This window comes from Streptomyces globisporus (assembly GCF_003501885.1).
Lineage (GTDB): Bacteria > Actinomycetota > Actinomycetes > Streptomycetales > Streptomycetaceae > Streptomyces > Streptomyces globisporus_D.
This window is the reverse complement of record NZ_QWFA01000279.1, coordinates 1-5,603: the sequence shown is the minus strand read 5'-3', so window position 1 is coordinate 5,603 and position 5,603 is coordinate 1. Positions and strand designations below refer to the sequence as shown.

The window sequence follows — 5,603 nt, the reverse complement described above, 5'->3', positions numbered from 1 at the left end:
CCCCCCGCCGACGCCCTCGACGTCCCCCTGCCGAGCCTCGGCGAGGGCGCCGCGCCCGCCGAGCTGCTCGCCTCCCGGCTCAGCGAGGCGGCCCGCGCCACCCTGCGCTTCGCCGTCGCCCTCGGCGGCGAGGTGCCCCACCAGGCCCATCTGCCGGCCCTCGTGGGCGACACCCACGCGGACGCCGCGCTCGGCGAACTCGCGGGCTGCTATCTGCTCTCCCCGGCCGGCCCGCGCTACCGCCTCGCCGCCGGAGTCCTCGCCCAGCTCGTGGCCGCCGGTTACGAGGACGACGCCGCCACCCACGCCCGTACCGCCGCGCAGCACTACGCCTGGTGGACCTCGCACCCCTCGGTCACCCCGCAGCGGGCCGTCGCCGAGGCCGACGCGATCGTCGCCGCCCTGGCCCGGCTGGTCCCGGGCGACGAGGCGGGTGCGGCCAGCGCGGCCGTCCTGCTGGCCCGCAGCGCCTCCCCGGCCTTCGCCGCCGGGCTGGGCTGGGGAGCCTGGGAGCGGGCGCTCAGGTTCGGCCAGGAGGCCGCCAGGATCGCCGGTGAGGTCGCCGAAGAGGCTTACTTCCACCACGAGTTGGGCGTCCTCGCGCTCTGCACCGGCAACCCGGACCGGGCCCGGGCCGAGCTGGAGACCTCGATCGGGATGCGCGGCGTGCTCGCCGACAAGTCCGGGGCCGTGGCCGGGCGCCGCGCCCTCGCCCTGGTCGCGGACCGCTCCGGCGACTTCGCCCCCCTCGGCGGGACTCCCTCGGGCGGCGAGGCGACCGCCGTGCGCCCGGACCTTCCGGGTACGCCGCCGGGCGGGATATCCGGGGCGCCGCTGTTCCTCCGCAACACCGCCGAGGAGGAGCCCACGGTCATCTCCTCGCTGCCGCCCGGCCCCGCCGCACGCAAGGTCTCCGGCCGCGCCGTCCTGGGCGGCGCCCGGCGCAACCTGGCCGCCGCGGGCGCGGGCGCCCTGCTGATCGCGGTGCTCGGCACCGTCGTCACCCTCGGCGTCACCTCGGACGGCGACGAGCCGGACAGCCGCAACGTCACGACCGAGCAGACGGCCACCGAGGACCCGGCCGACGACGGTCTGCCCGCCGACGAGACGGACGACGGCTCGTCCCCGACCGGGCCGGCCACCGACGAGACGTCCGCGACCCCGAGCGCCTCGGACTCCGCGACCCCCAGCACCTCCGGATCGCCCTCCCCGAGCGCCTCCTCGTCGAGCGGTACGTCACCGACGGGCGAGCCGACGGACGGGGAGAGCAGCACGCCGGGTGAGCCGACGCCGACGAAGACGTCGCCCCGGCCCACGAAGACCGAGAGCGAGAGCCCGAGCCCCACGCCCTCCGAGTCGGAGAGCGAGTCGCCGGACCCGACGCCCACTCCGTCCACGGGCGAACCCTCGGAGCCGGACACCTCCACCTCCGCGGTCGGCCCCGTCGAGTCCGCGAGCGCATCGGAGTCCGGCGCGGTCGCCGACCCGGCCGTCTGAGCGGGCGGGACGCGGAGAGCCGGGGTGGCTCACGCTTGCGCGTGAGCCACCCCGGCTCTCCGCCGTAGACGTGCCGGACGGTCAGAACAGGCGCAGCTTGTCGTCCTCGATGCCGCGCATCGCGTCGTAGTCCAGGACCAGACAGCCGATGCCCCGGTCCGTCGCCAGCACCCGGGCCTGCGGCTTGATCTCCTGCGCGGCGAAGACGCCCCGCACCGGCGCCAGATGAGGGTCGCGGTTCAGCAGCTCCAGATAGCGCGTCAGCTGCTCCACACCGTCGATGTCCCCGCGCCGCTTCAGCTCCACGGCCACCGTCTGCCCGTTCGCGTCCCGGCACAGGATGTCCACCGGACCGATCGCGGTGGGGTACTCACGGCGGATCAGGGTGTGGCCCTCGCCGAGGATCTCGATCCGGTCGGCGAGCAGTTCCTGGAGGTGCGCCTCCACGCCGTCCTTGATGAGCCCCGGGTCGACGCCCAGCTCGTACGACGAGTCGTGGAGGACTTCCTCCATCGTGATGATCAGTTTTTCGCCCGCCTTGTTCACCACGGTCCAGACGCCTTCCTCACCGTCGACGCCCTCCTTCAGGGTGCACGGCGGGGACATCCAGTTGAGCGGTTTGTACGCCCGGTCGTCGGCGTGGATGGAGACGCTTCCGTCCGCCTTCACCAGGATCAGTCGGGGGGCGGAGGGCAGGTGGGCTGTGAGCCGGCCCGCGTAGTCCACGGAGCAACGGGCGATGACGAGACGCATGGTGGGCAACGCTACTCGACGACAGGGGCCCGACGCGATTTCCCCACCCGTCGCCTCCCGTCACTCGGTGCACGCCGCACGGGGCGGCGCGGGCTTGCCCCTCTTTGCGCCCCTTCGTTATTGGCCGGTTGTGTTCCCAATCTCCTGGTGCGGCCCCGACTGCGCGCTTACCGTGGAAGCAGGAGGTCGTCGCCCGTGCACGCTGCGTCGTCGCCCCCTTCCCTGCCCGTAAGGCCCCGGCCACTCTCCGGGGTCGCGAGAGGAGAACCCATGTCGCTCGACGTCTCACCGGCGCTGTTGGAACAGGCCGAGCGAGGCGAGGTCGACGAAGCCGACTTCGTCGACTGCGTCCGGACCTCCCTGCCCTTCGCATGGGAGATGATCAGCTCGTTGGTGGCCCAGCTGAAGGTCGACGGCGGAGAGTTCGCCGACAACCAGACGCCGCCGCCGAACGAGCAGGCTCGTGGTCAGCTGCTGCGCGCGCTCGCGAGTGATGCGATACGCGGCGCGCTGCAGCGGCACTTCGGAGTGCGTCTCGCATTCCAGAACTGCCACCGCGTCGCGGTGTTCCCGCTGGACGCCTCGGTCGACGACCGACTGGCCAAGTTCACCTCGGTGAGGGGCCAGTTGCTCAACCAGTCGCCCGAACTACGGGACTGCTGAACGCTTCTGCTGCCGTTCCGGGCCGCGGGAGGTGCAACTGGCTCCGGGGCGGCAGCTCCCGTACCACCGCACCACATGTCCCACGCGAGGTCCTCGTCCATGCACAGGCACAGGTCAGGTGAGCAGCGGCAGCACGTCGGCACCCAGCCGCCGCACGTTCTCCTCGGTCGCCGCGAGATCGCCCGATCCCTCCACCAGCAGCGCGAACCGGGTGATCCCGGTCCGCTCGGCGGTGGCCGCGAGCCGGTCCGCGGCCAGCCGCGGCGTCCCCACCGGGTGCAGCCCGCACAGCAGTTCCGTGTACGCGACCGGGTCCCGCATCACTCGGTGCCTGCCGTCGACCGTGACATGGGCGTCGAGGCCCTGGCGCAACCAGCCCGGCATCGTCTTCACCAGCATCTCCGTGGCGTCCCCGGCGCCGTCCGCGATCTGGGCCACCCCGGCGGACACATGTGCGGCCCCCTCCACCACCTCGGGCGGATGCCCGGCCTCCCGCGCGGCCGTACGCCACAGGGCGACCATCTCCGCCTTCTCCTCGTCCCCGCAGTGCATGCCCAGCAGCATCGGCAGCGCCCGTGCCGCCGCGAGCCGCACACTCCTCGGCGAGGTGCACGCCACGACGATCTCGGGCCCGCCGCCCGGTCCGGCGGTGTCCGGCCCCGCGTCCGCCGGGGCCACCAGCAGCTCGTCCGCGCGCGGCACCACCGCCACCTCGCGGAAGCCGAACCGCTCGCCGCGCCCCGCGACGCGCGGCTCCCGCAGCCAGTCGAGCACCAGGTCCAGCGCCTCGGGGAAGCCGTTCTCGTACGCGTCGAGACCGCCGCCGAACACCTCCAGGTCCACCCACGGACCGCCCCGGCCCACCCCGAGCGAGAAGCGCCCGCCGCTGGTCAGATGCAGCAGCGCGGCCTGCTCGGCGAGAGCCACGGGGTGGTGGTTGGGCAGCACGCTGACCGCCGTGCCGACCCGGATCCTGCGGGTGCGGCCCAGCAGCAGCGCGGCCAGCGTCGTCGCCGACGGGCAGACCCCGTACGGCACGAAGTGGTGCTCGGCCAGCCAGACCGAGTCGAGCCCGCTCTCCTCCGCGGCCTCGGTGGACCGGACGGCCCGGTGCAGAGCCTCACCCGGCCCCTGTCCCGGGAACTGGGCTGCCAGAACGAACGTTCCGATGCGCATCGTCTCTTGCCTCCTTGCGGCCCGACGCGTTTCTCCCCCACCGGCAACAACGTCTGACACGTGCCAAAGGCACGGTCCGGACGGAAGTTGTTGCGATTTTCCGCTAACTCACCCCACTGCCGGACCGTACCGGCGGGCTGATCGACGACTGCCCCGGACGAGACCGCCTAGGCTTGGTGGCCCCCAGCCCGATCCGCTCCCGTGAGGTGTCCCGTGTCCCCGCGCCGCAACCGCCCCCGTGGCGGCGAGAGTCCCGACGAACGCCCCGGTGCGGCGCCCGGCAGGTACGGCGGGGGAGGGGCCACCGAGAGCTGGCAGGGCGAGGAGTGGTCGGTGCGCCCGGTGAGCGGCGCGAGCGCCCAGGGCAAGCGGTACCGCTGCCCCGGCTGCGACCAGGAGATCCCCTCCGGGGTCCCGCACCTGGTGACCTGGCCGGAGTACGGCGGGATCGACGACCGCAGGCACTGGCACAAGGCCTGCTGGAACGCGAAGGACCGCCGCACCACGAAGGTGCAGCGGTCCCGGAACGCGCCGCGCTACTGAGCCCGTCGTTCGGATCCGGCCTGATTCAGACGTCGCGCCGGTTCAGCAGCGCGACCGCCCCGCCCAGCGCCACGGCGACCAGGCCCAGCATCACCAGCAGCGGTTCCCAGGCGGACGGGCCGGAATTGGTCATCGTCGTGCCGTAGAGCGCGCTGAGCTGGTTGGGGATCGAGTACTCGACCAGGAAGCGCTGAACGCCCCGCAGCGCCTCGGCGAACATGAAGGGCGCGAGGACCAGCGGCAGCAGCACCACGCCGATCATGATGGTGATCGCTCCCGCCGTGTGCCGCACGATCGCGCCGACCCCGAGCGACAGCAGGCCGAGTCCCGCGATGTAGAGCCCGACGCCGACCGTCGCGAGCGCCCACGCGCCGCCCGAGGCGGCGACCGTACCGCTCAGGATCACGGTCTGGAACACCGCCACGACCGTGGCGGTCACCGTCGTGATGACGAAGACCAGCGAGAAGAAGACGATCGCCTTCGCCGCGAGCACCCGGGCCCGGCTGGGGCACGCCGTCAGCGTCGTACGGATCATGCCGGTGCTGTACTCGGAGCCGATGGTCAGCACCCCGAGCGTGATCACGCAGAGCGAGCCCAGCAGTACCCCGAAGAGGCCGAGGGCCAGCGCGGGCTCGCCCGCCAGGTTGGTGTCGTTCGCCGCGAGCAGCAGCGCGGTGCCCACCCCGAGCGTCAGCATCAGCGCGACCATCACGCCGAGCGTCCAGACCGTGGCGCGCACGGAACGGAGCTTGGTCCACTCCGAGGCGATCGCGTCGCCCAGGGTGGCGGGCCGGATCGGGATCGGCGACTCGTAGAAGCTCAGCAGGCCCGCCTCCGGAGCCTGCCGGCGGTCCTGCGGGGTGGCCGGGGACGTCATCTCAGGTCCTTGCTGGTCTGCTCTCCGGCCGGGGCGGCGGAAGAGGGCTCGGCGGCCGCGGACGGCTCAGCGGCCGGGCGCGGGCGCTGAGATG

At 73.2% G+C, this 5,603-nt stretch carries 5 protein-coding genes and 1 pseudogene; 3 read left to right on the top strand and 3 right to left on the bottom strand.

Annotation, left to right across the window (positions count from 1 at the left end; translation table 11 throughout):
* Positions 1–1,497, top strand: a pseudogene (locus tag D3105_RS31735) (MSCRAMM family adhesin SdrC); the annotation flags it as partial.
* 81 nt (positions 1,498–1,578) lie between these two features.
* Here D3105_RS31735 and nucS read toward each other — a convergent pair.
* Entirely contained in the window at positions 1,579–2,250 is a 672-nt protein-coding gene (gene nucS, locus D3105_RS31730; RefSeq protein ID WP_006127607.1) for an endonuclease NucS, read from the bottom strand.
* Positions 2,251–2,520: 270 nt separating this feature from the next.
* Between nucS and D3105_RS31725 the strand changes: the two genes are divergently transcribed.
* Positions 2,521–2,913, top strand: coding sequence for an SCO5389 family protein (locus tag D3105_RS31725; protein WP_018550059.1), 393 nt, complete (start codon positions 2,521–2,523; stop codon positions 2,911–2,913).
* 114 nt (positions 2,914–3,027) lie between these two features.
* Here the strand turns inward: D3105_RS31725 and D3105_RS31720 are convergent, their stop codons facing one another.
* Complete coding sequence (locus D3105_RS31720) at positions 3,028–4,089, bottom strand: LLM class flavin-dependent oxidoreductase (RefSeq protein WP_118906322.1); 1,062 nt, start codon at positions 4,087–4,089, stop codon at positions 3,028–3,030.
* 213 nt (positions 4,090–4,302) lie between these two features.
* On the opposite strand from D3105_RS31720, the gene D3105_RS31715 reads away from it, so the two are divergent.
* Positions 4,303–4,632 carry an ATP/GTP-binding protein gene (locus D3105_RS31715; protein ID WP_118906321.1) on the top strand — a complete coding sequence of 110 codons (330 nt, stop codon included), beginning with the start codon at positions 4,303–4,305 and terminating at the stop codon, positions 4,630–4,632.
* A 25-nt stretch (positions 4,633–4,657) separates the two neighbouring features.
* On the opposite strand, the gene D3105_RS31710 is transcribed toward D3105_RS31715, so the two are convergent.
* A complete protein-coding gene (locus D3105_RS31710) occupies positions 4,658–5,509 on the bottom strand; it encodes an ABC transporter permease subunit (protein WP_118906320.1) in 852 nt (283 codons plus the stop codon).
* Positions 5,510–5,603: the final 94 nt, after the last annotated feature.